Source organism: Paenibacillus andongensis (genome assembly GCF_025369935.1).
GTDB classification, from domain to species: domain Bacteria; phylum Bacillota; class Bacilli; order Paenibacillales; family NBRC-103111; genus Paenibacillus_E; species Paenibacillus_E andongensis.
The window spans coordinates 5,751,418-5,777,414 of record NZ_CP104467.1 but is presented as its reverse complement, the minus strand read 5'-3'; the positions used below and the strand labels follow the sequence as shown (position 1 = coordinate 5,777,414).

Below are 25,997 nucleotides of genomic sequence, written 5' to 3'. Positions count from 1 at the left end.
CAGCCCCTATGCATTGCTATTATTTACCTACGAGAGCAGGTTCTTTATTTTCTTTCCTAGATTCAACTTTCTTCAGGTCATCGACTGTTGTTTCCATAGATGGGCCATCTTGTTCCTTTTCAAACAAATCCATTTCAGTTTGAGAAGGAACCTCATGACTTTCATGAGTATCTTCAAAAACCTCGATGTGCCCTTCATTCCTGACAAGCGTTGGCTCCGAATGAAGATCAAAATGCTCCTGATGATTCTTCGTATCAGACTCACTAATCTGGAATTTGCTTATCTCAGCAAATAACTGCTGAGCAAGTTCAAGGATATCATCCGACTCTTCGGCAATTCGGCGGATGGAGGCATCTTGCTGAATCGAAGTCGAGCTTACTTCCTCGACCCCAGCAGCTGTTTCTTGGGCGATGGCTGCTACGAACTGAACGGAATTTACTAATCTGTCGTTCTTGGATTGCACATGTTCAATTTTCACATGGATTTGTTCAATTTGCCCGATAATTCCTCTCATCGATTGTTCGATGCCCTCGAAAGAACCGAGCGTATCTGCTACACGATGGTTTTGTGTTACTGCAGATTCGAGAGCTTCGATCAGCGAGCTCTGTAATTCTTTGATTTGCTTCTGAAGTGCTTGAATGATACCACCGATTGTCTTGGAGGAATCACTTGTCTGCTGAGAAAGCTGACGAACTTCATCCGCAATGACAGAGAAGCCGCGGCCGTGTGCGCCGGCTCTGGCTGCTTCAATCGCAGCGTTCAAGGCAAGCACGTTCGTCTGGGTAGAAATTTCCGTGATCGAGTGAATAATCGCGCCAATTTGCTTGGAACTATCGGACAAGGTCATCATGGCAGCATCGACCTTCTGCAGGACAGCTTGCGACTGATCTGACGATGTTTTCAGCGCCCTTACGGATGCAGTCCCTTGTAATGTGCCAGAAGCAGCCTCTTCACTGGTACGTTTCATTTCATATGTATAAGCGGTAATGTCACGAATTTCTGCTTCCAGCTCTGCAATGATCATCGAGCTTTGTTCCGTTTTCATGGCTTGTTCGTCAGCGCCAGTTGATATCTCTGTAATTGCCTTCAAGATGTCTGTGTTGGCTGATGCTGTTAGCTGAGAAAAGCGGTGAAACTCATGGGAGTGCTCTGATAATGAAGAAGCAATCTGCAGGGTAGCATTCAGCATCTGGCGAACTTGAATGATCATATGGTCGAAGCTGTTACTTAGCTTACCTAACTCATCATTGGAGTTAGAATTAATCGTATGGGACAAGTCTCCTGCGGCAATAAGAGATACGGCATTTTGTAAAATTTTAATTGGACGTGTGAAGGAACTTATGATTAGAAAAGCAATAATAATGGTTACAATAACGACGATAGCAAAAGCAATCAACATTACCCTGCTGCTTTCATTAAGTGCTTTCGTTGATTGGGCTATTGCTTGTTCGGCAGAATCAGCATAAGTAACGTAGAATTTATCAACAAGTTCAAATATCTTATCCTTCAATTCCTGAGACTCGTTGTATAGGTAGAGGAGGTTAATTTGCAGATCCGTCGGTTTCAAGTTAGGATCTTGGACCATCTTGGCCGCAGAGTCGAAGTTATTTATGTAATCAACGGATAATTGAATTAATTGACTTCGCCACTTCTTTTGATCAGCTGTGGAAGCCGTATCACCAATCTTTTGAATGAAATCATTGTATGGTTTTCGTTTTGCATTGTATTTTTCGATGAATTCCGGTTTCTTGGAAATCTCTAGCCCTGATGCAATGATGTTCATTTCCTGAACCATATTTTTAAGCTCCAGCGCTAGCACCTTTAGTTCGATTTTATCGTTCTGATCCGTCATATGCTTCTTAATTTGATTAACTTGATTCAGATTAAACAAAGCAACGGAAAGGAAAATGAGAAGTACACCGCTGAAACTAGCAATTAATTTTAATCGCATGGTCATATTAATTTTGATCTTCTTCATAAGTCATTCCTCCTATATATTACTAGACAACATTCGACTGTTTTCGCGTTGATACCTATTAATATAGGATACTTCTATTAACTAAAGCATCTAACTATGTTAAAGATATGTAAATTTATCCATACTTTTATCGAATGAAAGAAGAAATAAAAGTTTTACATTACGTTTACGTTTCATGGGTGTGGATTTTACAATCGGTTGTTACGATAGGTAAGTAAGTTAGTTCGACGGACAATCAAATGGGAATCGACACTAACATAACAAGCAACATACAAATCAAAGGAGGACATGCTAACTATGTTTAAGTTCATGTCGAAAAAAGGAATTACATTTACACTTTCCGCGGTATTAATGATGGGGTCATTGGTTGGTTGCGGCGCTAAAACAGATACTAAAAATGCTGCTTCTGCAACACCTGCTGCTAGTGCAGCTGCTACAGTTAAGCCAAGCGATGCTCCAAAAACAGAATTAAGCGGTACGATTACAGCTTCCGGCTCAAGTGCGCTTCTTCCATTAGTTAAACAAGCAGCTACTGAGTTTATGGAGAAAAATCCAAAAGTAACGATCAACGTTACTGCAGGCGGATCAGGCACAGGAATTAAAAACGTAGCAGACGGTACTTCAGACATCGGTAACTCCGACGTTGAGCCAGCTGCTGAATATAAAGATAAAGGTCTTGTTGACCATCAAGTAGCGATTGCTCCATTCGCATTGATCGTAAACAAAGATGTAAAAGTAGATAACCTTACAAAAGCACAAGCTGCTGACATTTACATGGGTAAAGTAACGAACTGGAAAGAAGTTGGCGGCAATGACGCGAAAATAGTTCTTGTCCACCGTCCAGATAGCTCAGGTTCCCGGAAACTTGTTCAACAAATCATTCTTGATAACAAAGAATTCACAAAAGACGGTATTACACAAGAAAACAGCGGTGCAATGAAAACAGCTGTTGCTGGTCAGTCCAGCTCCATTGGTTATGTAGATACACCTTACATTGATGACACTGTTAAAGCGTTGAAAATTGATGGTGTAGCGTTCTCCGAAGATAACATCAAAAACGGAACTTACAAATTGTTTGGTGTTGAGCATATGTACACAAAAGGTGAAGCGAAAGATCCTGCTAAAGCATTCATCGCTTACATCTCAAGCAAAGAATTCCAAGGTAAACAAGTTCGTGACTTGAAATTCTTACCCGCTGATTTGCTTAAAAAGTAAGAAATAGAACAAACTAAGAGCGCGAGCATCCTATGCCGCGCTCTTTTTTTAGTTACATAAACGAAACTTTTACATTCCCTTAACAATTCATTGACGATCCAATTACAATCATGCTCTATCATAAGAGTAATGTGTATTTAAGAGAAAGGGGAATTACCCATTGAATTCCGTAGCAGACAAACTTACGAACGCGAAATCAGACGAAAGTCGTCCACTCGTCACGAAATGGACCCAAGGACAACATAGACAAGATAACATCATGAGGTGGGTGTTTGTTGGAAGTGCCGCCCTAGTGTCTGCCATCATTTTTTCTATCATTGTTTTCGTGGGAATGCAAGGGATTAAGACGTTTCAAGGAGTCAATCCTTTTGAATTTTTCTTCTCTACAGATTGGACGCCAGGTCAAAATAAATTCGGAGCTTTTCCTTTTTTATACAGCACGCTGCTCATGACATTGGTTTCGGTTGTGTTTTCAGTGCCGCTTGCTTTGTCAGGGGCATTATTCATGGCTAAAATTGCACCGAAATGGATGCGTGAAATCATGCGGCCTGCAACAGATCTGTTCGTAGGTATACCTTCGGTAGTTTATGGTCTAATCGGTATGACAGTTATCGTCCCTGCGCTTGGTAAAATCACAGGCGGGGTTGGATACGGTATTTTACCAGCTTCCATCATTCTAGCCATCATGATCTTACCAACCATTCTTTCCATATCAGAAGATGCTATCCGCGCATTGCCTAGTCGTCTGGAAGAAGCATCACTCGCATTAGGTGCAACACGTTGGCAAACGATGTGGCGTGTGCTTTTGCCTGCTGCTAGACCCGGTATCCTGACCGCAATCATCCTTGGCATGGGACGTGCAATCGGTGAAACCATGGCTGTATTCATGGTTATTGGTAATTCTCCGCAAATGCCGAAATCACTCCTTGACTCAACCACGGTTTTAACGACCGCGATTGTGAAGGATATGGGGAATACGAATTACGGAAGCACTTGGAATAATGCGCTCTATTTGATGGCGCTACTTTTACTCGTGATCTCCTTGTCCTTAATTCTTATTATCCGTATCGTAGCCAAAAGGAGTGAACTGAAATGAAAAGCAAAACGACTGATCGTTTGGCCACGGTGTATTTTTGGGCATCGGGCATTGTTATTATATTGATTTTGGCTTGGTTTCTATTCCGTATATTAGGTGATGGACTTCCACATTTATCTTGGAATTTCATCTTCGGGAAGTCGGAAGAGATCAAAGCCGGCGGCGGTGTAGGACCGCAATTGTTCAACTCTTTCTATGTCCTAATTCTATCCTTGGTGATATCCATTCCAATCGGTTTATTCTCGGGGATATATTTGGCGATATACGCACAAAAAAATTGGTTCACTGATCTCGTTCGTATCTCGGTTGAAGCTCTGGCTTCTGTTCCTTCTATCGTATTTGGATTGTTCGGTTTCTTATTATTTGCCAATTTGCTAGGTCTGAAGTTCTCCATTATTGGTGGGGCCGCGACGGTTGCCCTGCTTAATTTACCTGTTATGGTAAGGGTCACAGAGGTGGCAATCCGTACGGTTCCTGAATCTTATTGGGAGGCAAGCCTTGCTCTTGGTTCCACCAGATGGCAGGCTATTCGCAAAGTACTCATCCCTGCGTCGCTGCCAAGCTTAATTACTGGGATTACGTTGATTGCAGGACGCGCGTTAGGCGAATCTGCCATTCTCATTTACACGGCCGGCTTATCGGTTTCTCGCTTCTTCCCGGATTTCAATCCACTGAAGATGGGGGAGACGCTATCCGTTCATCTCTGGTATGTTGGCGCTGAAGCGTTAGTTCCAGATGCAAAGGAAATTGCTAAAGGAAGCGCCGCGCTGCTTCTGATCGTCGTACTCATCTTTAACCTACTTGTCAGTATACCTAGCCGAATTTTACAAAAAAGACTTTCCGGGGGGAAATAAATCGTGGCGACCAAGCATAAGATTAAAGCGGACAAATTAAATTTATTTTACGGAGATAACCATGCTCTCCACGATATTGAATTAGCTATTGAAACGGGAACAATCGCCGCTTTGATCGGTCCTTCAGGTTGTGGGAAATCCACTTTCCTGCGTACCTTGAACCGTATGAATGATCTCATTGATAGTGTACGAATTACTGGAAATGTAGCCGTAGATGGTCACAATATCTATGATTCTGATTCCGATGTTGTTTCACTGCGTAAGCGTGTAGGGATGGTATTTCAACGTCCAAATCCATTTCCAATGAGCATTTATGACAACATTGCCTACGGACCACGCATCCATGGAACGAAGAAGAAAGCGGTCCTAGACGAAATCGTAGAGCGCAGTCTTGTACAGGCGGCTTTGTGGGATGAAGTCAAGGATCGTTTGCATAAATCTGCGTTAGGCCTGTCCGGTGGACAGCAGCAGCGTTTATGTATCGCCCGCTTATTAGCAGTAGAGCCGGACGTACTTCTTATGGATGAGCCTACATCCGCGCTAGATCCAATCTCAACGCTCAAAGTTGAAGAGTTGACTCAAACATTGAAAGAGAAATACACCATCATCATCGTTACGCACAACATGCAGCAGGCGGCAAGGATTTCGGATATGACCTCCTTCTTCCTAAATGGATACTTAGTTGAAACGGACAAGACAGATAAAATTTTCACTAATCCTAATGATCAACGTACGGAAGATTATATTACGGGAAGATTCGGTTAACCAACAACTGAGGGGAGAGACACGAAATGGATGCAAGACCTGGGTTTCATCAATCATTGTCAATTTTACAAAAAGAATTGCAGAATATGGGTGAAAGCGTTAAGGATTTAATTCTCAAATCGGTGGAGTCTTTGGCCAAGTTGGATGAGAATACGGCACGGCAAGTCATTAAGAATGATGATCATATTGATGATTATTTAACGACAATCGATGAGCTTTGTCTTCGATTAATTGCTTTGCAACAACCAATGGCAAGTGATCTGCGAATCATTGGTACCGCACTTAAGATTGCAACAGACTTGGAACGAATTGCTGATCATGCCGTAGATATCGCGAAGATTACGATCCGTTTCGCGGGGGAAGAGCTTGTTAAGCCGCTCGAAGTCATTCCTGAAATGGCCGATATTGCCATTGAGATGCTGCATGAGAGCCTTGTCTCTTATACAGAACGTGATGTTCATAGGGCCGCAGCGCTTGCCGAGAAAGATGACCGCGTGGATAAGCTGTACAGCTCGGTGATGCAGGAATTAATGGGAATGATGGGATCGGATTTCAATCGTAACCGTCAATTGACCCATTTATTGTTTGTTGCCCATTTCTTAGAGCGTGTAGCTGATCATACAACGAACATCGGTGAAGGCGTTATTTATATGGTCACAGGGAAACGTAAAGATTTGAATGTGTAAGTAAATGAAATATGGAAGGGACGCTCCTAAGTCAATTATGACTTGTGAGCGTCCCTTTTTGGGTTTTGGCTAAGCGAAGATTACCTTGTTTATTAGTATTAGCTGCGTATCGTTGGGAGCCCATTGCATCAACTTGTGCAACTCGATTATCCAAGGATAGCGTAAGCCGGTTTCACCTATGTTCTTAAGGCTGTAATAGGAAAGCGAATGAGGAAGGTTGTTCCTTTCCTACTTGACTGAACTTCAATCGAAGCCTGGTGCCTGGCAGCGATGCTGTAGCAGATAGCTAGACCGAGTCCTGTCCCTTCATCTTTGGTCGTGAAGAAAGGTCTTCCTAGCTTCTCTAGGTGTTCTTCATTAATGCCTGTCCCTTCATCAGCGATAAGCAGGACGACGTGTTCTGCTTCTAGGTAGGTTTCAATTCTCAGCTTACCGCCGAGGCTCATCGCTTCCAAACCATTCATACACATGTTCAATATGAGTTGACGCATTTCTTTATCGTCGAGTTGAATGACAGGACAGTCCTTGAATTGGAAATGAACATGCTTGCCGGACATAACGGCTTCTGCTTGGATGAGGGGGATGAGCGTTTCGATAATACGGTTGATATTTTCAGGCTGTTGATGGGACTGCTTATTTTTGGCCAGGGATAAATATTCGGTAATAATTTCATTCGCTCTATCCAACTCTTCGAGCATGATGGGAATGTATTCTTTCTGCATATGACGATCGTTCTCGCGAAATAATTGGAGGAAGCCGCGAATGGTCGTCATCGGGTTGCGAATCTCATGGGCAATGCCGGCGGCCATTTCCCCAACTAGATTGAGTTGAGCTAGACGCGCCATTTCAGATTCAAATCGCAAGCTTTCCGTGATATCGACGGCAACTTCGAGCAAACAGCTTTCATTTTCGATATCAATGATTTCCGTTGAAAGCAGAGCAGTTCGAATTTCCTTGGACTTCGTTTCGTACTTGACCTTGCAATTATGGATGACATCACTAAAGTTCCTTGAATCTCCCACTTCAGCTCGTAAGAGATCTAGTGTTGTTCCAATGATTTCATCGCCGTATCCTGTATATTGTTTCCAGCTTTCATTAATTTCGAGATAGGTGAGGTCTGGTAGACGGCGGATGGCCATCAAAGAAGGGGATAGCATGAACATTTTCTTGAAATGTTCTTGTGATTTTATCAGCTTTTCATGGGCATCCACTAATTCGGAGGTTCGCTCTTCCACCCATTGTTCCAAAAGAAAATTTTGCTGCTTTAATTTCTCTTCCGCTTCAGCCAACTTGCGATTCGTCTCTTCGAGATCTAGCGTTCGCTTATGCAGCAGTTCACTTTGAATTTTGATCTTTTGATGATTGAGGTGCATGTTAACGAAGCCATCGACTTTCATGCGCAACATTTTAGGATGAATAGGTTTGAATAAATAATCAATAGAGCCCACATGATAGCCCTTCAACACATGCTCGATAGAGGTGCTGAGAGCCGTTAGGAAGATGATGGGAATATCCTGACAAGCTTTCCGCTGCTTGATCAGTTCGGCCGTCTCGAAGCCGCTAAGTCCAGGCATTTGCACATCCATTAAGATTACAGCGATGTGATCAGCGGGTTCTTTTAATAAATATCTCAGAACTTCCTCGCCTGATTGCAAAGAAATAACGTCATAGTTGGAAGAGGCCAGAATGCTATTCAGAGCCAGCAAGTTCTCGTAGCGGTCATCTACCGCCAAGATTTTTACTTGTTGTTCCATTTCAAATCCTTTCCGTGCATGTACAAGCTTGTACGCACCTAACAATCCATCCCTCTCTTTTTCGGGAAAAAGATTGAATTCCCTCTTTTTTTTTTGAAGTCTTTACATACATTTTACATTTGGATAATAAAGCCAATCATTTGGTTTGATAGACTAGTGTAATAAGTATATTCAGGTAAGGGATGATGGACATGAATGCTCAGTCAGAAATGCTGGAACAATTCTATAAGATGATAGATAAAGAGTACATTTATTCCGTTTATCAACCTATTATCTCGCTGCAGGATGGACAGGTAATGGGGTATGAAGCGTTAACGCGAGGTCCCAAAGATAGTCCCTTTCATTCACCTTTGACCATGTTTCAATTCGCAGAGCAGCAAGGCGAGCTCTATATGCTGGAGCAGCTTGCTCGTGAGAAAGCGATTAAAGGATCCATTTTGGAGCATCCGCAGCAATTGCTTTTTATTAATATTTCATCCCAAGTGCTGTACGATCCAGGGTTTGTTCCCGGTAAAACGCTTGAGATTTTACAGAGATACGGACTCCGCCCAAGCAATGTCGTATTTGAAATTACGGAAAGAAGCTCGATTGAGGATTTCTCCTTAGCCCAAAAGATTCTGGAGCATTACCGTAAACAAGGCTATCGAATTGCCATAGATGATGCGGGGGCTGGATATTCCTCTCTTCAAGCGATTGCGGAACTTCAACCGGATTTTATTAAAATAGATCGTTCCCTCATAGAAAATATACATAAAAACAAAGTCAAAGAGTATATTCTTGAAACGTTCGTTACTTTTGCCCATAAAATGAACATTTCCCTCATTGCCGAAGGCATTGAACATGCGGATGAACTAACCAAATTAACACGGCTCGGCGTGCATTATGCCCAAGGTTATTTGCTAGGAAAGCCCAATGAATCTCCCGCGATTGTGCAGGACATCCATAAAATGTTGATATGGCAGCATCGCAAAGTACAAGGAAGCAGTATGACTTGGAGCATTGGCGACCTGAAAACGCCTGTGAAGGTGTTTGAGAAGAAAAAACTGATTTCGGAAGTAGCGGATTTCTTCAAAAAAAATCAAGAGGCAGTGGGTGCTGTTATCGTGGATGCAGAAGTGCCGGTTGGCCTCATGATGAGAGATCGCTTATTTCAACAATTAACTGGGCAATACGCCTTCTCCTTGTTCTGGAATCGAACCATTGACAGCATTATGGATGAATCACCGCTAATCGTGGACGAGTTCATGCCTGTTGAGGAAGTATCACAGATGGCTACCTCACGCGCAATAAACCACTTATATGACCTAGTTATCGTTACAAGCAATGGGAAGATGGCAGGCGTAGCATCGATCAGAACGATTCTTGAGAGTATAACGAATGTACGAATGGAGTCTGCGCGTGTGGCCAATCCATTAACAGGACTGCCAGGGAATTTGCAAATCAATCGCGAGTTGAACAAGAGGATTAGTGAGAACAAACCGTTTCATGTGGTTTATGCGGATCTCGATTACTTCAAATGGTTCAATGATCGGTTTGGATTTCAAAAAGGGGATCAACTGATTCAATATACAGCGGATGTTATGCAGCAATCCATTGCGGTTTGTGGGACACCGCATGATTTTGTCGGGCATGTGGGAGGCGATGATTTTATCGCGATATCTGCCACGTTATCTCCAAAACAACTGTGTCAGGAAATCATTCGCCGCTTCGAACAGGGTGTGCAGATGTTCTATGATGATGAGGAGTTTGAATATGTATGGGATCGGAGCGGCAACAAGATCAAGAGCGAGGGAGTTACGCTTTCGCTCTCTTTAGTCGTCTGTGTCTGCGAATCTCCCATTTCACTTGAACACATTTCCCAAACAGCCGCCTTGCTCAAAAAGAAAGCAAAAGCGCATCAAGGAAGTATTTATTATTTCGAAAAAATTGGCTCAAATGGACTTGAATTAGAAAGTGTATAACAATTGTTTAAAAGAACGGATAATAATGACCTTCTGTTTGCCGATTCGGCGCTCGGATATTTTTTTGATATTCCCCGGATGTATCCAGATCGCATCCATGCCGCTTGACGCGGCCCCCACCACATCATTGCGCCACGAATTTCCAACCATTACACTTTGGTTTGAAGCCGTGCTCATCGTCTTTAGGGCTCTTTCAAAGATCGCGGGGTGCGGCTTTCGCGGTCCATCCTTCTCTGAACTAAATAAACGATCTTGATCGATCCATCTGGTGAGTTTCATTTTCTCCAAATTGCTTTGCAACCTTTTCCGATTTCCGTTACTGATGATAGCCAGTTTATAGTTTTGTGATAATGCCTCAAGTGTGTCTTCAACGCCGGGAAAGAGGGCAACGAAGTTATCTTCCTGTTCTTCTACCTGTTCGAAAAAAGACCGTGTAAAAGCAGGGCTGACGTTCACCGGCATAGGCTGAAGAGCCTTACGTAAACAAATGTGGCGCAGCTCATCAGGGGATATGGGACTCCTTATCGGTGCCTTTCGGTGACGGCTCCACTCCAGCTTATAGCTTTGCAGGGCTTCTTGGGATGTAAAAAGCATTTCGCCCGGATCCCATCTCGCTGTAAAGTCGTTCATGACTTCAAGGAATGCCGAATCAAAGCATTGTCTGCGATCCAGAATCGTATTATTCATATCAAAAAATATAACCTTTTTGCGAATTGGTGAGAAAAAAGGGCTCATATGGAGAACCTCCTTCTGAAGACCGGCCCATTGAATAATGGTTTCCATACATGTTTATGTGCGGAACCGTTTTTTTATTTTAATTTCGTATGCTATGATGAAGGAAGTATGTCAAAAATCGGGGTGCGAACTTATGGATAAGCTAATTATTATTGATGGTAACTCTATCGCGAATCGAGCTTTTTATGCTTTACCTTTGCTCAGTAATTCCAGTGGTTTACACACGAATGCAGTCTATGGATTTACAACGATGCTGCTGAAGTTGATAGAAGAAGAAAAGCCTACGCATTTTCTCGTTGCATTCGACGCCGGGAAAATTACGTTTAGACACAAAGAATATACGGAATATAAAGGCGGACGTGCCAAAACGCCGTCTGAGCTCTCCGAGCAGTTTCCACTGATCAAAGAGTTGCTTAAAGCTTTCAAGATTCCACAGTTTGAGCTGACAGGCTATGAGGCTGACGATATTATTGGAACCTTAACCAAGGCTGCCGATGAAAGAGGCGAGAAGGTGCTTCTCGTTTCGGGAGATAAGGATATGCTGCAGCTGGCTTCCGAGCATGTGACCGTTGCGATCACTCGGAAAGGAATTAGTGAAGTTGATCTTTATAACCCTGCTGAAATAAAAGAAAAATACGGCCTCACGCCTGCGCAAATTATCGACCTCAAAGGGTTGATGGGCGATACGTCGGATAATATCCCAGGTATTCCGGGTGTTGGGGAAAAAACGGCACTCAAGATGCTGCATGAATTTGGAACCGTTGAAGAAGTGCTTGCTAATGCATCAAGCCTCAAAGGCAAAATGAAGGAAAAAGTCGAGGAGCATGCACAAAGTGCCATCATGAGTAAAGAACTCGCGACCATTTTCCGTGAGGTGCCGATGGAAACGGAGTGGGATGTCTTCCGTTATGATGGTTTTGATGGACAAGCTTTATCCAGTATGTTCCGCAAGCTGGAATTCAAATCCCTCTTAGAGAAGATGGATTTCGGTCCAAGCAGCATAGCGGAGGAACAAGTTGTCGAGAGTTTGAATGCGGTTGTTGTAACGAAAGACAACATGGATGAGCTGATTGGCAAATTAGGCGATAACGCAGCGATCCATGTTGAGGCTGTAGGGGAAAATCCGCACCAAGCGGTGGTGGTTGGTGTAGTCTGGTTTACGTTTGATGGGGAAACGAATACATCTTACTTCGTGCCTTTAGAGCTTCTGAAGAGTGAAGCGGGCGAGCCGCTGCGTACTTGGCTAGGCGATGATTCCAAGAAGAAGCAGCTCTTCGACCAGCACCGTGCCCAGCTGGTACTGGCTTGGCAAGATGTCCACCTCAAAGGAGTGGACTTCGATGCTCTGCTGGCCGCTTACTTACTCGACCCGACAGAGTCGAATCTTAGCTTGAGCGGCCTGACGGGCAAGTACGGCTTGCCGGGCGTTAAGACGGACGAGGAAGTGTTCGGCAAGGGAGCGAAGTTCCGCTTGCCTGAGCTTGCTGCGCTTAGTGACCACTTGGGTCGAAAAGCGATGGCCATTGCGCGCATCGTGCCGGTGCTGCGCGAAGAGCTGGAGAAGAGCGAGATGCATAGCCTCTTCTACGAGCTAGAGCTGCCTCTCGCGGGCGTGCTCGCGGAGATGGAGCTGCGCGGCATCGCACTGGATGCCGAGGGCCTCAAAGCGTTCGGCGTGGAGCTTGCAAGCAAGCTGGATGCGATCATGACCCGAATCTATACGCTCGCCGGCGTAGAGTTCAACATCAACTCGCCGAAACAGCTTGGCGAGATCTTGTTCGAGAAGCTGGGGCTGCCAGCTTGGAAGAAGACCAAAACCGGCTACTCGACGGATGCCGAGGTGCTTGAGCGCCTTGCTCCCTACCATGAAGTCGTAGGGGAGATTCTGAACTACCGCTCGCTCGCGAAGCTGCAATCGACGTACGTCGAGGGGCTGCTCAAAGAGGTGCGGCCAGAGACCGGTAAGGTGCACACCTATTACCGGCAGACGATTGCCGCCACGGGCCGGCTCAGCAGCCAGTTCCCGAACCTCCAGAATATTCCTATTCGTCTGGAGGAGGGGCGTAAGATCCGCAAGGTATTCGTTCCATCCGAGCCAGGATGGTACATGCTTGCTGCGGATTACTCACAGATCGAGCTGCGCGTGCTTGCGCACATCTCGCAGGATGACAATCTGAAGGAAGCGTTCCTTCAGAATATGGACATCCACACGAAGACGGCCATGGACGTCTTCGGGGTGGAAGAGAGCGCTGTCGACGCGAACATGCGCCGTCAGGCCAAAGCCGTCAACTTCGGGATCGTTTACGGCATCAGCGACTACGGCTTGTCCCAGAACTTAGACATTACCCGCAGGGATGCAGCTCAGTTCATTGAACAATACTTTGCTGTATTCCAAGGGGTTCGCAAATATATGGATGAGATCGTGAAGGATGCTCGCAGGGACGGTTATGTCACGACCTTGCTGCAGCGCCGCCGTTATCTTCCCGAGATCACAGCATCGAACTTTAATCTTCGTTCCTTTGCAGAACGAACAGCCATGAATACGCCGATTCAAGGTACGGCTGCCGATATCATTAAACTGGCCATGGTTCAGATGGCCGACCGTTTGAAACAAGATGGACTCAAAAGCCGCATGCTGCTTCAAGTACACGATGAGCTTGTCTTTGAAGTCCCAGAAGAGGAGCTGGAGACCATGCGCCGCGTAGTACCGGAAGTCATGGCCTCAGCCCTTAAGCTGGATGTCCCGCTGAGCGCGGATGTTGACTTCGGCCTTACTTGGTATGACGCTAAGTAATAGCACGCCGAATCGGTGAGCCGATCGGATTTTACCGCTGAGCGAGCCAATCTGGCACCTCAGCCTCTCAATCACAATTAACAACACAAAAAGAGGTGAACATCCGTGCCTGAACTACCCGAAGTCGAAACGGTCAGACGAACGCTGAACAATTTAATCACCGGTAAAACGATTGAGCATGTTCAGGTCAGACTGCCTCGCATTATCCAAAAGCCGGACGATATTCATATGTTTGAGGTTATGCTGCAAGGTCAGACCGTTGAGACCATAGAACGCAGAGGGAAATTTCTGCGCTTCATACTTACCGATTACGTCATGGTTTCGCATCTGCGTATGGAAGGACGGTACGGCCTGTATGACGGTGAAGATCCGTTGGAGCCGCACACCCATGTGTTGTTCCGTTTCACCGATGGCAGCGAGCTCCGCTATAAGGATGTTAGACAATTTGGAACGATGCATCTGTTCCCCAAGGGCGAAGAGCTCACGCAGCCTCCTCTGCATAAGCTCGGACTTGAGCCGTTAGATGAAGACTTCACCTTCGAGGCTTTTCGAGACCGGATCGCTCATCGTTCGACGAAGATTAAACCACTGCTGCTCAATCAAGAATATATCGTGGGAATCGGGAATATTTATGTAGACGAGTCCCTTTTCTTGGCTGGCATCCATCCCGAACGCGAAGCCTCTTCACTGAGCAAGACGGAGCTCGAACTCCTTCACTCCGCCATCATTCGTACGCTTCGTGAATCGGTTGAAGTGGGAGGATCCTCGATTAAATCGTACGTGAATGGACAAGGCGAAATTGGCTTGTTCCAGCATCAACTGAACATTTATGGCCGACAGTCTCAACCGTGTAAAACATGCGGGAGCGAGATTTATAAGACCGTTGTTGGCGGCAGAGGTACGCATATTTGCCCAACCTGTCAACCGCTAAAGAAGACGAGAACCCGAAAGAAGTTAGAGAAATAGGCACGTGAAGCCTGCCCTTCCCATATGATATGGAGTACTTAGCCTAGATTAACGGCTTATAAGCTAGTTTCTAGGTAAAACTCTTAGGAGGGGTATTATGCTTCCTGTAGTTTCACTACTTATTCTTGCTTTCGCAGTTTCTTTGGACGGCTTCGGCGTCGGAGTGATGTATGGCTTACGTAAAATACGAATTCCGTTCCTATCTATTGCGATTATATCGCTTTGGTCAGGTATCATTATCTACAGCTCGATGCAGATCGGTGTTCTGATGTCTTCCTTCATGTCTCCCTTGGTAGCTAAGCGTATCGGTGCTCTTGTCTTGATCGGGATTGGTATCTGGGCATTAGTACAAACGAGACAACAAAAGTCGCAAGAGAAACAGGAACGAGAGGGAGTCTTATCTGTAGATCAAGCATCAATAAGCAGTGTTCAACCTTCATCAGAGGGGAAGCACACTGGTTCTGGAGAGATTCTAACGTTTGATACTTTGCAGCGAACGAAGGAAATATTGAATATTGAGCTGAAACGCTTCGGACTGGTTATTCAAATTTTGCGCACACCATCCATAGCAGACGTTGACAAATCGGGTAATATTTCAGCTTCAGAGGCTACCTTGCTTGGTTTGGCGTTATCTTTAGATGCGTTCGGTGCAGGCATTGGAGCCGCATTAATTGGATTCGTTCCACTGTTAACGGCTTCTGTCATTTCGATATCAAGTGGTTCATTTATTGCAATTGGTTTGCGGTTTGGTTTACGGTATTCGGAGATGAATTGGATGAAGAAACTGTCTGTACTTCCGGGATGTGTACTCATCATCATGGGACTTTTGAAAATGTTATAGCATTTCTCTTTACTAGGAAGTCATTCATTTCGTAAATCCTTGGGATATGAGAAAGTTTTCCGAGTGGAAAACGATTAGGAGAGATACCCATGAATATCGGGTTAACAGGAGGAATCGCTTGCGGCAAAAGTACGGTTAGCACCATGCTGGTTAGCCGCGGCGCCCTATTAGTAGATGCGGATATGATAGCCCGCGATGTCGTTGAGCCCGGCAGCCCTGTTCTTGAACAGGTTGCTGCACATTTTGGACAAGCCGTTCTTCAGCCAGACGGCTCACTGCATCGCAAGAAGCTTGGCGAGATCATTTTTGGGAATACCGAGGCGCGCAAGCAGCTGGAAAGTATTCTACATCCGCCAATTCGTGCACAAATACGCGAACAGATGGAAGCCTATGAAAGGCAGTTCCCGGACAAGCTTGTTGTGGTCGATGTCCCTTTATTAATCGAATCTAATTTATCCTTCATGTTTCATGAGGTTATGGTTGTTTATGTGCCGCGTTCTATCCAGTTGGAGCGGCTTATGCAAAGAGATGGACTGACGGAAAGTGCGGCGAATAATCGCATTGAAGCTCAAATGTCCATTGAGGAGAAACGTAAATACGCGGATGTTGTCATTGACAACAGCGGTACTTGGGAAGAAACTTTCGCTGAAGTGGAGCGGTTTTGGCTAGAGAAGGGGCTTTCATGACCTTTTTACGAAAAAAAAGAGTTTTTGCCTTGCTTCTTGTCTTTTTTGTTCTGGTTCTCTTTATGAATAGCGATTTTATCGGAAGAAAGCTGTACCCGATCTACTTTGAGCAGGAAATTAGGCAGAGCGCGGCGAAACACAATATAGATCCATTTTTAATTGCTGCGATTATTAAAGTTGAGACGAATTACAAATATCATTTGGAGTCAAGAAAAGGCGCACTTGGCCTGATGCAGCTTATGCCTGACACAGCAGACTGGATTGTAGAATCTACGAATTTAGGTCCTCATGTGCAGGAAGATTTATTAAAAGTGGACGTAAATATTAATCTTGGTTCTTGGTATTTAAGCTGGCTAAAAAAGCATTATAATGGTAATTTAATTTATGCGATTGCGGCTTATAATGCAGGTCAAGGGAATGTGAATAAATGGAAGCAAAATGACATCTGGGATGGTTCGGAAGCGCATATTAATCAAATACCATTCGGAGAAACACGTCATTATGTGCAGCGAGTGCTCTATTATTACGAGAAATACACGAAGCTATACTCGGAGCAATGGGGGAAGAAGACTACCTTCTCTTCATAAACAAAGAAGCATTGGACTAGCTCCTTGTGGGGGCTTAGAGTCCAATACTTCCTGTTTTGCAGATTCATTAGCTAATCTTCAAGATTACTTGAATTGACCAGCCAAGGATTGTTCTGCGATTTGTACCAGTCGACGAGTGATGTTACCACCAATAGAACCAGCATCACGAGTAGCCATATTGCCCATATATCCATCTTGAGGGATGGCGATACCTAGCTCTTGAGCTACTTCGTATTTCAACTGATCCAACGCTGCGTTAGCTTGAGGAACGACTAATGTATTGCTGCTGCGGGATTGTCCTGCGCCCATGTCTGTTCACCTCCTTGTCGTTTGGTAATAGTATTGTGTGCATATCTCCTAAGTTCATGACATGTAACATATGGTAATAGATCAAAGAAGAGAAAGAAGAGAAAGGAGAGATAGCGAATGAAGTGTCCGTTCTGTGACTATTCCGGTACGAAAGTTCTTGATTCACGTTCAGCCAATGAAAACAAATCGATTCGTCGTCGTCGAGAATGTGAGAAGTGCGCAAGAAGATTCACCACATTTGAGATGGTGGAAGAAACGCCTTTAATCGTGATTAAGAAAGATGGAAGTAGGGAAGAATTTAGTCGAGAGAAAGTATTAAGAGGCTTGATTCGAGCTTGTGAGAAGCGCCCGGTATCGATGGAGAGGCTTGAGATGATGGTATCTGAAGTGGAAATGCAGCTTCGCACCACGGCTCACGCTGAAGTGGATAGTTTAAGCATTGGAGAAATCGTCATGGAACAGCTGTACCCCGTCGATGAAGTGGCGTACATTCGCTTTGCCTCCGTATACCGACAGTTTAAGGACATAAATATGTTCTTGAAGGAGCTTACGCAAATATTGGGAAAGCATGACACCGGACTGCTCCGGGATAAATAAAGCCAAAATGAATAAATTAATCTCTAAATATGACAAAAACTAAGAAAAAGACAGCGGGATTCCCGTTGTCTTTTCTTAGTTTTTCCCGTGAAATCAGCAATCATGCGATTAAAATTTATTTGAAAAAAATAAATCTTTAGACATCAACCGACTGTATTTTTGTATGCTTTCGTGCATAATTCCTTTATTGAGTCCGTTTGTCCAGTTCACTTCTGAGAAAATGAATAAACCGAATAGCTTCATCCTGCGTTAAAACGTTGTTATCAAACTTAAAGGAGAACATATCCAAAAGATCACTTTCTGGAAGATGCAAGTTATCAATTAATTGCTGTACATCTAAACTCATTCTACCATCCACCGTAATTTTTCCCATCATCTTTGTTCCCTCCTAGTCTTTCTACATACAATCGGACGGAGGCGGTAGCTGGCTGACATTTTGGACATTCAAGAATGCCATTTTAGTCCCTGTAGCTTTGCGTCACCACTTTTCAGTGGTTTTGCCTTTATCGTACCGATTTATGTTTGTAAGAAAACTATATCATATTTACGGATTGAGTTTCCATTAATTACATTATTCGAAGGATGGTTGAAGCATATGTCCGTCAAGTCCAATCAAATTCCAAGCATTTCTTATGAATTAGATATCGTAAAAGTGGCTAGCTCTCTGGGAATTGATCAAGATCGGTTATTGGCTTATGTGTATGCAAACTCGGACTCGAAGAAACAATATGAGGTAAAGGAAACCTTTCCCGACTATAAGAGTGGTTGATCGTATAAAAAAAGCACTACAACAGTGTCATCGTTGTAGTGCTTTGATATATTAAACCATGATTTTGCAAATATCGTTCGTGAATTCAACTGGATCTTGAAGAGGCAAACCTTCGATTAAGAGCGCTTGATTGTACAGCAGGGCTGTATAAAGATTCAGCTTCTCTTTATCTTTGTCATATGCGTCTTTTAAGGATGCGAACACTTCGTGATTGATGTTGATTTCCAGTACCTTCTCAGCCTTCACGTTAGGATTATTCGGCATCGCATTTAAGATTTTTTCCATTTCGATCGTCACATCGCCGTCTGTCGATAAGCACACAGGGTGTTTTTTGAGACGCTTGGATGCTTTTACGTTTGAAACTTTGCCTGACAACAGATTTTTCATATAATCGAAAAGCTCTTTGTTGTCATTTTTGTCAGCATCGGTTTCTGATTGGTTGTCATCAACTTCAATACCAAGATCGCCGCTTGAAACGGATTTAAACTCTTTTTCTTTGTAGGTCATGATCATTTTGATCGCGAATTCATCGATATCATCGGTGAAATACAAAATCTCATAGCCTTTATCAGTGACAAGCTCTGTTTGTGGTAGCTTATCGATTCTTTCCATCGATTCACCGGAAGCGTAGTAAATGTACTTCTGATCTTCCGGCATTCTTGCTACGTACTCGTCGAGCGTAACCAGCTTTTTCTCCTTGGAGGAATGGAACATCAATAGATCCTGCAAGACGTCCTTATGGCTTCCGTAATCGCTGTAGACACCGAATTTGAGCTGACGGCCGAAGGATTTGTAGAATTGCTCATATTTCTCCCTTTCGTCCTTCAGCAGGCTTTGCAGCTGGCCTTTGATTTTGCTCGAAATGTTCTTGGCAATCAGCTTCAATTGACGGTCATGCTGCAGCATTTCTCTGGAAATGTTGAGCGACAGGCTTTCGGAATCAACCATTCCTTTAACGAAGCTGAAATAGTCAGGAAGTAAGTCTGCACATTTGTTCATGATCAATACGCCATTGGCGTAGAGCTCCAAGCCCTTTTCGTACTCTTTGGAATAATAGTCAAAAGGGATATTTTCCGGGATAAAGAGGATTGCTTGATAGACGACAGCGCCATCTGCGCTGACGTGAATATGTTTAAGCGGCTTATCGAAGCCGTAATGTTTCTCGTGATAGAATTTCTCGTAATCTTCCGGAGTCAGTTCACTTTTGTTTTTTCTCCAGATTGGAACCATGCTGTTGACATGCTGCTCTTCTTGGTAATCCTCGAAGTCGCTTTCGCTGCCTTCTTTCAGCCTTTTTCCGGTAATATCCATTTTAATAGGGTAACGGATGAAATCGGAATACTTTTTGATGATCGCTTTTAAACGATACTCGTCTAAATACTCATCGAAATTCTCATCTTCCGTATTATCCTTAATTTTCAGGATAATCTCCGTGCCCACTTCGTCTTTCTCCGCCGTTTCAATCGTGTAGCCATCAGCACCAGTGGACTCCCACTTGTAAGCTACATCGCTGCCTAGCGCTCTACTAATAACCGTAACGACATCTGCAACCATAAAAGCTGAATAGAAGCCAACGCCGAACTGGCCGATGATATTGTGACCGTCCTTTGCTTCATTTTCTTTTTTGAAGGCCAAAGATCCGCTCTTCGCAATGATCCCCAGGTTATTCTCCAAATCTTCCTTTGTCATCCCAATACCTGTATCACGAAGTGTGAGTGTGCGATTCGTTTTATCGGCAATCACTTTGATGAAATAACTATCTTTGTCAAAAACCAACGTGTCATCGGTCAAAGCTTTGTAGTAAATTTTGTCGATAGCATCACTGGCATTGGAGATAAGCTCTCTTAGAAATATCTCTCTTTGCGTATAAATCGAATTGATCATCATTTCCAATAAGCGTTTGGATTCGGCTTGAAACTGTTTCTTTTCCAATGGGAGATCTCCTTTCAAATATGTAGAAATTAGTCAGAGATGGTTATTAGCACTCTCAATTGCTGAGTGCCATTCCTTACTTTTATAACATTCATTAATTTTATTGTCAATATTTCATTCACTATGAATTTTTTGCAGCTTTTCTATGAGCTTATCGCACCAATCCATATACATACGTTCATATTCAATGCCGAATTCCACCACCGAGATGCTCGAATCAAGAGGTTGATCGCCCTTGGAATGACCAAGTAATTGCGTAAGCTCCGCAACCTTGTCCAGATAGGCGGTTAAACGCTCTTGGTGCTGCTTCTTTTTCTCCTCAATTCGTATGATCATCTTCTCTGGCTCAATCAACCATGAATTATAAGCTTTCAAAAGAAAGTCATCACGAACATTTTCAACTTCCTCCGGATTTAGCGTCCATTGAATTAACGCCTCACGACCAACCTCTGTTATCTCATACAATTTCCTGGCAGGGCGATAGCTAAGCTGCTCTACAGTTTGCAGGGCCACCAAGCCTTCGGCCTCCATTTTTGACAGTTCAGGATATACTTGATTGCTGCCTACTTTCCAAAAAGGTCCGATTCGACTGTTCATCTGCTGCTTGATATCATAACCGCTAAGAGGCTCGCGAGCCAATAAGGTAAGGAGGGCATAGCGAATTGAGCTCATGTGGACGACAACTCCTCGTATAATGAATTGTTTTTATGTAATAGGTTCATTTTAATCTATAACTTTATGATTAACAACTTTTTTACATAGGTTAAATTTAACTTATATTTTTGTTGACTCATTAAATTTTATAGGTTAATATTGACCTATGTTAATAGTAACCAATCAAATGGAATGGGGAAACGAAATGAAGAACTCTTTATTCATGTATTTAAAAAAGCCACAAACCATTGTGGCCGTAGTCGTGGCCTTGATGGCTCAACTTATTTTTTGTGTTGTTTGGATGACAGCCTATGATGGCGTACAGGATCGGGTTTCTCATCTGAAAATTGCTATCGTCAATGAAGATGGCGAGTTCGGTAAAAGCATCGAAAACCAATTACAAAGTAATTTGCTTTTTGAAATCATATCCTCGACAAAAGAGCAGGCGATGGTTGATCTGCTTGGGCGTGATGTTCATTTAGTTTTGACGATCCCGACTAACTTTGGCCAATCATTAACAACACCCGGTAAGCAAGCGGAGCTATCCTATCTCATTAACGAATCTAATCCACAGTTAACTAAAAGCGTTATGCAAACCCTAGTTACCAAAGTTACCTATGAATTGAATCACAAGGCTTCTCTTCAAGGAACACAGATCGCCTTACAACAATTAAAATTACCTGCTCAGGAGGCGTCAGAAACTGCACAAAATCTTTTGAATAAAGTAAAGTCAAATGAACAACTTTTGAATCCCGTCCGCGGCATGCATAATCAAATGGTACCTATGATGTTGGTGTTAGCCTCTTATGTGGGTGCGATGTTAATGGCTATGAATCTCCATCAGGCAACCGAATCGATAGGAACAGTTATTTCTAAATGGCGACATGTTGCCATCCGTTCATTGATTACAGTATTTGCTGCATTCCTTATCTCGATTGTTGGTTCTTCTGTGATCGCTTTGCTTGGCGGCCAAATGGGAAGTGGCTTCGGTACCTTCTGGTTGTTTCATTGTTTAACTCTTTTGGCATTCATGTTTTTCGCCCAGACGTTCCTTACGTTATTGGGGATGGCAGGCATGTTTGTAAATATGGCTATGCTATCTTTACAGCTAGTCACTTCCGGAACCATTGTACCGAAACAAATGTTAAGCGATTTTTATCAATCTTTGGGCCAATTTCTCCCGGCAACCTATGCGGTTGAAGGAATCATGAATGTACAATTTGGCGGAATTCAAACGGGGAAAGATGTATGGATTCTTTTTGCAACCATTTTAAGCAGTATCTTGCTAACGGTTTTGGTTACCATGTTTAAGAAGCAAGAGAAACAGGTTAACGGCATTGAGACAAAAAAACAGTTAGACTTTCTCCCAACTAACGCTCATTAAGTGAAACCAAAAAGATTGCCAACCACCTGGTCATGAAAGACCGGATAGGGGCAATCTTTTTTTTATTTACGATATCGTTTCTTTTGAGTTATTTCGTAATAATCCGCATGAGAATATCCACGCTTGGGAACCCATATTCTTCATATTCTTGTTCTTGCATAATCAGACTATTGATGATGTTAAAATACCACGATAATAGCTCCCTGGGATCACCTGCGGAGAATTCTCCGGCTTGCTGTCCTTTGATAAATAGTGGGACTAGCAAATCAATTAGAACTTTCGGTGAGTGTTTTTCAAGGGCTTGTTTGACCTCTTCGGGTACATCCTCATTTTTTCGTGCCTGTTGAATAAGCATGAAGGCATGTTTATTGTCTTCATCCAGCATTCCTTGAGTTAACGCTTTAAGTTGTTCCACGGGAGTGCCAGGTATTTGAGCAATGTAAGCAATTTCCTTTCCTGCTTCTTCCATGAGTTCTTGAACGAGTGCAATGAATAGTGAATCTTTGGAGCTATAATAACGGTAGAAGAGGCCTTGACTGATACCAGCTTCTGCCGCGATCATGCTCATTTTAGTTCCTGCAATTCCATGGCGGGCAAATACCGTTAGTGCGGCTTTCTTAATCTGTTCTCTGCGATCATCACGAATCTGAGTCAATTGTTGTTCATTTAATGGGGACAAGGGTCGTCAATCTCCGATCTGTATAATGACATTTCTATAAACTTATTATATAGGCTTCACAAGATGAAGTGAAATATCAACCTTCTTGCTTGCCGAGTCTACAAGCGGACTTATCCTCATTCTTAGTTCATCTAGAAATTGATCTGTCCGAGCAAAAGCAGCGAGATGGCCGGCATTTTGGATAAGAACCATTTCTTTGTGAGGAGCTCTAATATCATTGAAATAGGCTTGGGCTAATGCGGTTGGTGTTATGAAATCAGTATCACCTTGGAAGATGAAAAATGGTATGTCAAATTCCAACCCGAGATTGCGGATGTCAAAGGTCATGAGTTCATCAAAAAGAAGGTCCAAGGAGAAGTTCATGCCTTTGAAAATGTCTATAATGTCACGAATGGTGTGGCCCGGCGACGACAAAATAGCAGGCAGCATGATGTCCATTATCATATTAGGAACCGTTGTGGTAGATTTAATGATCCACTGGTTCCTTTCATCGAAGTCCTTGCGGCTCCACTTCAAAGGATCGGGTCCAATTCTCTCGATAGCCTGCATGCCCTTTTTGTTCCCAGCAGCGCGAAGTCCTTCTAGCGTCATCTGGTAAGATAGATGATCCGGATCTGGGCCAACGTTCTGATCAGTTCCGACATAAGCATGGAAGAGGTCTGGTCGGCGCTTAGCCATCATGACACCTATAATGCTTCCCATAGAGCTGCCAACAAGAATCATTTTTTCCTGATTGAGATGCTTACATAGGAATTCGGCAACCTCGAGTCCATCACTTGCCAGTTTTTCAAAAGTAATATCTCCGCTCCCATTCACACCATTCCTGCGGAACGTCTTACCTGCACCGCGCTGGTCCCATTGGACGATGGTAAAGTGCTTCTCCCATGAACGCAGCAATGGAGAGAAGACGGTATAAGTTGATGCGGGACCGCCGTGTATGAAGAACAGGATGGGCTTGCTGCGATCTTCACCGCGAATGGTGATCCATTGATCAATGCCGCCAATCGGAATGAATCGTTCCAGGGCGATGCCATTTGGAGTATGGTAGTTTAGCTTCTTAGCATTTTTACGCTGATTTAGCTTTCGTAGGAGCAGATCCCAAACTAAATGTTTTTTATTCATTCGTGCACCTCTATTCTTATTTATGAATGAATAATTCATTCATTAAAATTTCTTATCTGTAGCTTAAATCATTTTCAATCATCAGTCAATAGGCTATTTATCTAGCCCTTACTTGTGGAAACAACAAAAAACGCTTGGCTACCCAAGCGATAATAGGCTGTGTATATAAGTTAGTCTTGTTTTAGCTTTTACCTTTTGATGTTTCATTAAAAGCTTTAACGACTTTCTTCGGAGCTACAAGGCTCCAGGCCAGAATAAGCATAGTACGACATTCCTCGTGATTGACACGATCCATTCGAATAATCATGAATGCTAAGTTTTGGAAGTTGTCTGGCAGCTGATAAACATCGGGATCCATCGTGGTGTAAGCTAATCGATCCTCTTTGGTCGTTTTAATCACGAGTGACACACCGTCAGGTTGGATGACCGCATAAATTTTGTTGCGTACACGAAAGGAAGGTTTTTCCCAATGGTCATGTTCTTCCGTTTCCGGTAATGACAGCGCGATGCTTCTTATTTCATCAGCAGTAACCATGAGCATCTCCTCTCAATTTCTCAAATGAGATTGATATCTCGGCCCTCAATGATTGATTTTGGATACCCATGTTTGGCAATTTTGATCATTGCGCGTCCGAGCTTCTCTGAAGTTGTAATCGAATTCGGGAACCATTTTTCTAACAAAGGGTAGAGAGGTTTCGTTATGGTGTAAATGCTCTGGTACAGTTTAGTCTTGGATTTGACGCCGTGCAATGGAAGAATACCTCCTGGACGGAACATGTAAGCCGCCTTAAAAGGCAGTTTAAGCAAATCATTCTCCGTTTTTCCCTTCACCCGCGCCCACATACTGCGCCCCTTTTCCGTACTATCTGTTCCCATTCCTGTTACATAGAAGAATGACATGTTAGGGTTCAATTTCACTAATGTCTCCGCAACATGCATGGTCATATCATAGGTTATTGCCCGATAGCGGTCTTCGGTCATTCCCGCGGAAGAGACACCAAGGCAGAAAAAACAAGCGTCGAAGCCCGACAGCATATGCTCAATGTCTGATAGATCCAGAAGATTAGTTTGAACCTGTTCGTGTAATTTGGGATGATTCTGACCGGTGGTGTTTCTACCTACTGTTAGTACGCTTTGAACTTGAGGATCGAGAAGGCATTCGCGCAGCACGCTCTGTCCGACCATGCCCGTAGCTCCGAAAAGAAGGACGTTCAACCTATCACACCTTTCTCATCAATTGTATCGAATTTGCGTTAATGGTTATTGCTTCCCCATCTCTTGGCCCATTTATCCATTTCTTTGAGAGCGGTCTGAAAATCAATTCCTTTTTCCGTCAATGAATATTCTACCATGATGGGTACAGTTGGAGTTACTTCACGTAGAACAATCCCGTTCTGCTCTAAATGCCTCAGCACATCCGTTAAGGATTGTGTCTTGACGATCACTAAATCTCGATGAAGCTGTTTAAATCGTTTCGGGCCTTTAGATAGCTCCGCGATCACTAGGAATGCCCATTTGGCACCAAGTATTGTCAATACGGAACAGATGTTAGAGAAGTCATGTACTTCTTTTTGTAGAGGTTCCATATGGCTTCACCTTCTTACTTATAGTTAGTTAGTCAAAATACTTGGAT

Annotated in this window: 26 protein-coding genes and 1 riboswitch; of the genes, 14 read left to right on the top strand and 12 right to left on the bottom strand. The window is 43.5% G+C overall.

What is annotated here, in order from left to right; genetic code table 11:
* Nucleotides 1-19: 19 nt before the first annotated feature.
* On the bottom strand, nt 20-1,978 hold the full coding sequence (locus NYR53_RS25920) for a methyl-accepting chemotaxis protein (protein ID WP_261301992.1): 1,959 nt from the start codon (nt 1,976-1,978) through the stop codon (nt 20-22).
* A 309-nt stretch (nt 1,979-2,287) separates the two neighbouring features.
* Between NYR53_RS25920 and NYR53_RS25915 the strand changes: the two genes are divergently transcribed.
* The 5 genes from NYR53_RS25915 to phoU all read left to right on the top strand — a co-directional run bounded on the left by NYR53_RS25915 (nt 2,288) and on the right by phoU (nt 6,594).
* Nucleotides 2,288-3,193 carry a phosphate ABC transporter substrate-binding protein gene (locus NYR53_RS25915; protein WP_437180074.1) on the top strand — a complete coding sequence of 302 codons (906 nt, stop codon included), beginning with the start codon at nt 2,288-2,290 and terminating at the stop codon, nt 3,191-3,193.
* Nucleotides 3,194-3,353: 160 nt separating this feature from the next.
* On the top strand, nt 3,354-4,289 hold the full coding sequence (gene pstC / locus NYR53_RS25910) for a phosphate ABC transporter permease subunit PstC (protein ID WP_261301990.1): 936 nt from the start codon (nt 3,354-3,356) through the stop codon (nt 4,287-4,289).
* A complete protein-coding gene (gene pstA / locus NYR53_RS25905) occupies nt 4,286-5,143 on the top strand; it encodes a phosphate ABC transporter permease PstA (RefSeq protein ID WP_261301989.1) in 858 nt (285 codons plus the stop codon). Before pstC ends, pstA begins: the two co-directional genes overlap by 4 nt.
* Nucleotides 5,144-5,908, top strand: a complete 765-nt coding sequence (pstB, locus tag NYR53_RS25900; protein ID WP_036635822.1) for a phosphate ABC transporter ATP-binding protein PstB — start codon at nt 5,144-5,146, stop codon at nt 5,906-5,908.
* A gap of 26 nt (nt 5,909-5,934) precedes the next feature.
* On the top strand, nt 5,935-6,594 hold the full coding sequence (gene phoU / locus NYR53_RS25895) for a phosphate signaling complex protein PhoU (RefSeq protein WP_261301988.1): 660 nt from the start codon (nt 5,935-5,937) through the stop codon (nt 6,592-6,594).
* 176 nt (nt 6,595-6,770) lie between these two features.
* Here the strand turns inward: phoU and NYR53_RS25890 are convergent, their stop codons facing one another.
* Nucleotides 6,771-8,348, bottom strand: coding sequence for a response regulator (locus tag NYR53_RS25890; protein ID WP_261301987.1), 1,578 nt, complete (start codon nt 8,346-8,348; stop codon nt 6,771-6,773).
* Between the two features lie 191 nt (nt 8,349-8,539).
* Here NYR53_RS25890 and NYR53_RS25885 point away from each other — a divergent pair, with 191 nt between their 5' ends.
* Complete coding sequence (locus NYR53_RS25885) at nt 8,540-10,309, top strand: GGDEF domain-containing protein (RefSeq protein ID WP_261301986.1); 1,770 nt, start codon at nt 8,540-8,542, stop codon at nt 10,307-10,309.
* Here the strand turns inward: NYR53_RS25885 and NYR53_RS25880 are convergent.
* Complete coding sequence (locus tag NYR53_RS25880) at nt 10,295-11,044, bottom strand: HAD family hydrolase (RefSeq protein ID WP_261301985.1); 750 nt, start codon at nt 11,042-11,044, stop codon at nt 10,295-10,297. The two genes, NYR53_RS25885 and NYR53_RS25880, sit on opposite strands and share 15 nt — an antisense overlap.
* 133 nt (nt 11,045-11,177) lie before the next feature.
* Here NYR53_RS25880 and polA point away from each other — a divergent pair, with 133 nt between their 5' ends.
* From polA to NYR53_RS25855, 5 genes are all read left to right on the top strand, one after another.
* On the top strand, nt 11,178-13,838 hold the full coding sequence (gene polA / locus NYR53_RS25875) for a DNA polymerase I (RefSeq protein ID WP_261301984.1): 2,661 nt from the start codon (nt 11,178-11,180) through the stop codon (nt 13,836-13,838).
* A gap of 105 nt (nt 13,839-13,943) precedes the next feature.
* Nucleotides 13,944-14,804: a DNA-formamidopyrimidine glycosylase gene (mutM, locus tag NYR53_RS25870; RefSeq protein WP_261301983.1), complete on the top strand. Its 861-nt coding sequence runs from the start codon at nt 13,944-13,946 to the stop codon at nt 14,802-14,804.
* Between the two features lie 97 nt (nt 14,805-14,901).
* Nucleotides 14,902-15,645 (top strand): MntP/YtaF family protein, encoded by a 744-nt coding sequence (locus NYR53_RS25865; protein ID WP_261301982.1) that lies wholly within the window; start codon nt 14,902-14,904, stop codon nt 15,643-15,645.
* Nucleotides 15,646-15,734: 89 nt separating this feature from the next.
* A complete protein-coding gene (gene coaE / locus NYR53_RS25860; protein WP_261301981.1) occupies nt 15,735-16,331 on the top strand; it encodes a dephospho-CoA kinase in 597 nt (198 codons plus the stop codon).
* Entirely contained in the window at nt 16,328-16,918 is a 591-nt protein-coding gene (locus NYR53_RS25855; RefSeq protein ID WP_261301980.1) for a lytic transglycosylase domain-containing protein, read from the top strand. The genes coaE and NYR53_RS25855 overlap by 4 nt, the downstream gene beginning before the upstream one ends.
* Nucleotides 16,919-17,002: 84 nt before the next feature.
* Here NYR53_RS25855 and NYR53_RS25850 read toward each other — a convergent pair whose 3' ends face one another.
* Nucleotides 17,003-17,227, bottom strand: a complete 225-nt coding sequence (locus NYR53_RS25850) for an alpha/beta-type small acid-soluble spore protein (protein WP_090817514.1) — start codon at nt 17,225-17,227, stop codon at nt 17,003-17,005.
* Nucleotides 17,228-17,344: 117 nt separating this feature from the next.
* On the opposite strand from NYR53_RS25850, the gene nrdR reads away from it, so the two are divergent.
* On the top strand, nt 17,345-17,824 hold the full coding sequence (gene nrdR, locus NYR53_RS25845) for a transcriptional regulator NrdR (protein WP_056835442.1): 480 nt from the start codon (nt 17,345-17,347) through the stop codon (nt 17,822-17,824).
* Between the two features lie 184 nt (nt 17,825-18,008).
* Here nrdR and NYR53_RS25840 read toward each other — a convergent pair whose 3' ends face one another.
* A complete protein-coding gene (locus NYR53_RS25840) occupies nt 18,009-18,200 on the bottom strand; it encodes a hypothetical protein (RefSeq protein ID WP_261301979.1) in 192 nt (63 codons plus the stop codon).
* A gap of 40 nt (nt 18,201-18,240) precedes the next feature.
* Nucleotides 18,241-18,336: riboswitch (cyclic di-GMP riboswitch) on the bottom strand.
* Between the two features lie 83 nt (nt 18,337-18,419).
* On the opposite strand from NYR53_RS25840, the gene NYR53_RS25835 reads away from it, so the two are divergent.
* Nucleotides 18,420-18,593, top strand: a complete 174-nt coding sequence (locus tag NYR53_RS25835; protein WP_261301978.1) for a hypothetical protein — start codon at nt 18,420-18,422, stop codon at nt 18,591-18,593.
* A 51-nt stretch (nt 18,594-18,644) separates the two neighbouring features.
* On the opposite strand, the gene htpG is transcribed toward NYR53_RS25835, so the two are convergent.
* Both htpG and NYR53_RS25825 read right to left on the bottom strand, forming a co-directional pair.
* A complete protein-coding gene (gene htpG, locus NYR53_RS25830; protein ID WP_261301977.1) occupies nt 18,645-20,525 on the bottom strand; it encodes a molecular chaperone HtpG in 1,881 nt (626 codons plus the stop codon).
* 114 nt (nt 20,526-20,639) lie between these two features.
* Complete coding sequence (locus NYR53_RS25825) at nt 20,640-21,197, bottom strand: PadR family transcriptional regulator (protein ID WP_261301976.1); 558 nt, start codon at nt 21,195-21,197, stop codon at nt 20,640-20,642.
* 205 nt (nt 21,198-21,402) lie between these two features.
* Between NYR53_RS25825 and NYR53_RS25820 the strand changes: the two genes are divergently transcribed.
* On the top strand, nt 21,403-22,563 hold the full coding sequence (locus tag NYR53_RS25820; protein ID WP_261301975.1) for a YhgE/Pip domain-containing protein: 1,161 nt from the start codon (nt 21,403-21,405) through the stop codon (nt 22,561-22,563).
* Nucleotides 22,564-22,651: 88 nt separating this feature from the next.
* On the opposite strand, the gene NYR53_RS25815 is transcribed toward NYR53_RS25820, so the two are convergent.
* From NYR53_RS25815 to NYR53_RS25795, 5 genes are all read right to left on the bottom strand, one after another.
* Entirely contained in the window at nt 22,652-23,242 is a 591-nt protein-coding gene (locus NYR53_RS25815) for a TetR/AcrR family transcriptional regulator (protein WP_261301974.1), read from the bottom strand.
* Between the two features lie 45 nt (nt 23,243-23,287).
* Complete coding sequence (locus tag NYR53_RS25810; protein ID WP_261301973.1) at nt 23,288-24,364, bottom strand: alpha/beta fold hydrolase; 1,077 nt, start codon at nt 24,362-24,364, stop codon at nt 23,288-23,290.
* A gap of 181 nt (nt 24,365-24,545) precedes the next feature.
* Nucleotides 24,546-24,899: an MmcQ/YjbR family DNA-binding protein gene (locus NYR53_RS25805; protein WP_261301972.1), complete on the bottom strand. Its 354-nt coding sequence runs from the start codon at nt 24,897-24,899 to the stop codon at nt 24,546-24,548.
* A gap of 20 nt (nt 24,900-24,919) precedes the next feature.
* The gene (locus NYR53_RS25800) at nt 24,920-25,579 is read right to left on the bottom strand and encodes an NAD(P)H-binding protein (RefSeq protein WP_261301971.1); all 660 of its coding nucleotides are present in this window, start codon (nt 25,577-25,579) and stop codon (nt 24,920-24,922) included.
* A 38-nt stretch (nt 25,580-25,617) separates the two neighbouring features.
* On the bottom strand, nt 25,618-25,950 hold the full coding sequence (locus NYR53_RS25795) for a winged helix-turn-helix transcriptional regulator (RefSeq protein ID WP_261301970.1): 333 nt from the start codon (nt 25,948-25,950) through the stop codon (nt 25,618-25,620).
* Between the last annotated feature and the right edge of the window lie 47 nt (nt 25,951-25,997).